The organism is Klebsiella sp. CSG-1 (genome assembly GCF_056521145.1).
Map to the genome: position 1 here is coordinate 1 of NZ_JBWNLD010000041.1, position 500 is coordinate 500.

Annotated in this window: 1 protein-coding gene and 1 pseudogene; both read left to right on the top strand. The window is 44.4% G+C overall.

All coding sequences use genetic code 11. From position 1 onward, the window contains the following. Positions 1 to 4: 4 nt before the first annotated feature. Positions 5 to 136 (top strand): annotated as a pseudogene (locus AC007G_RS28315) (IS1 family transposase); the annotation flags it as partial. Positions 137 to 282: 146 nt separating this feature from the next. After that, on the top strand, positions 283 to 500 hold a 218-nt coding region (locus AC007G_RS28320; RefSeq protein WP_252918450.1), incomplete at its 3' end, for a hypothetical protein.

Genomic DNA, 500 nt, shown 5'->3' on the forward strand with positions numbered 1-500 from the left:
TCCAGTGGCTTCTGTTTCTATCAGCTGTCCCTCCTGTTCAGCTACTGACGGGGTGGTGCGTAACGGCAAAAGCACTGCCGGACATCAGCGCTATCTCTGCTCTCACTGCCGTAAAACATGGCAACTGCAGTTCACTTAGGGGTCCGCTTGGAAAAAGGAAATTATCCTACGCTAAGCGCATTTTTTGCACAGATGGCTACCGACTGAACGTAACGTGTGAGTCATGATCAGAAATGTGTTAACTCTAGGAATTGACACGACTTAATGTTTGATGGGGAAATCATGTTTAGCTATCTCAAGGCTATGTATCATCAATCAAAAATTCAGGCTGAACTCAAGGTACAGATACATGAACAAACTACGGTTAATGCTATCTGTCATCACCCTGAATCAATCGAGATCATTGCGGTTTGTTCGACTGATGCGTATTACCGAAAACGTAAGGACGCTGCTTTTCTGACAACCTGTTCTGTGCTCATGCGTACTTTAAAAGATGAATC